This is a genomic window from Sandarakinorhabdus rubra, assembly GCF_010994245.1.
Lineage (GTDB): Bacteria > Pseudomonadota > Alphaproteobacteria > Sphingomonadales > Sphingomonadaceae > Sandarakinorhabdus > Sandarakinorhabdus rubra.
On the sequence record NZ_WMHO01000375.1, the window covers coordinates 1 to 1235 of the forward strand.

At 70.4% G+C, this 1235-nt stretch carries 3 protein-coding genes; 1 reads left to right on the plus strand and 2 read right to left on the minus strand.

All coding sequences use genetic code 11. From position 1 onward, the window contains the following. Nucleotides 1-309 (plus strand): hypothetical protein (locus GJV64_RS14620; RefSeq protein WP_205599660.1); only part of this gene is annotated, 309 nt, incomplete at its 5' end. Nucleotides 310-324: 15 nt separating this feature from the next. Here the strand turns inward: GJV64_RS14620 and trxA are convergent. Next, entirely contained in the window at nt 325-642 is a 318-nt protein-coding gene (gene trxA, locus GJV64_RS14625) for a thioredoxin (protein WP_164158216.1), read from the minus strand. A gap of 23 nt (nt 643-665) precedes the next feature. Further along, the coding region (locus tag GJV64_RS14630; RefSeq protein WP_205599661.1) for a PD-(D/E)XK nuclease family protein at nt 666-1235 on the minus strand (570 nt) is incomplete at its 5' end.

Sequence of the window (1235 nt, forward strand, 5' to 3'; positions counted from 1 at the left end):
ATGCCAGGGGTGGCTGGCTGGTTCGGGCGCATGGCCGCGTTCGGGCACGGCAGGCGGCGCGAGGTGACAGGCGATGATGCGCTGGCACAGGCGCGCGGCTCCACACCAGCGCCCGTCAGCGGCGGGGTGGACGCACCCTATGTCGCGGGCGCGATGGCGGCGGTGTCACAGGAGGGCACCAAGGACGCGCCCAGCATCGGCCGCCTGCTGCGCTGCGATTCCAGCGGCATCACCATCGCGCGCGAGGTGGACGGCGTGACGCTGCACGTCCACTTCCCGCGACTGGGGCAGGTGGTGATGCCGGCCTGAGCCAGCGCGTCGGCTTTACGCCAGAGCGCCTTCCAGCCACGCCTTCAGGTCACCCTTGGGCCGGGCGCCGACCATGGAGGCCACCGGCTGGCCGCCCTTGAACAGAATCATGGTGGGGATCGACATCACGCCATAGCGGCCCGGCGCGTCCGGGTTCTCGTCGATGTTCACCTTGACGATATTGACGCTGTCGAGTTCGGCATCCAGTTCTTCCAGCGCCGGGGCGATCATGCGGCAGGGGCCGCACCATTCGGCCCAGAAATCGACCAGCACCGGCTTTTCGGCACTGATCACATCGGCATGGAAGCTGGCATCGGTCACGGCCTTGGTCATGGCGCACACTCCAATTCGGGGGGTCACGCCGGAGAGATAAGCGCTGTCCCGCCCGCCTGCAAGCTGGAGCCGGGCTGCCATGCGCCGAGCACATGGGCAGGCAGCTCGATCAGCCGCGGCCCGGCGGTGTAGAGCAGCGCCGCACGCACTCGCCGGCCGGGGAACACCTGCGCCAGCGCAGCGGCATAGGCCGCCATCTGGACACTGTGCGCTGGCGGCACCTCGTCGACGCTGGCCGGCACCCGGCTGCCAGTCTTGAAGTCGACCGCCAGCACGTCTTCATCGGTCACCAGCAGCCGGTCGATGCTGCCGGCCACCACCGCCTCGCCGACCACGGCAGCCACCGGCGCCTCGGTCAGCGCGCCGGCCGCAAACACCGGGGCAAAGGCGGGATCGTCCAGCACGGCCAGCACCGTTGCCACCATCTCGGTGCTGTCGAGATCGGGGACGTTCAGCGCGCACCAGTCGAGCGCCACCCGCTCCCGAACGGCAATCGCCAGATCGGGCAGCACCTCGAACAGCCGGTGCAGGGCGGTGCCGCGGCGGGCGGTGGCACGGCGGGCGGCATCGGGCGGCGGCTGTGCCAGCGTGTC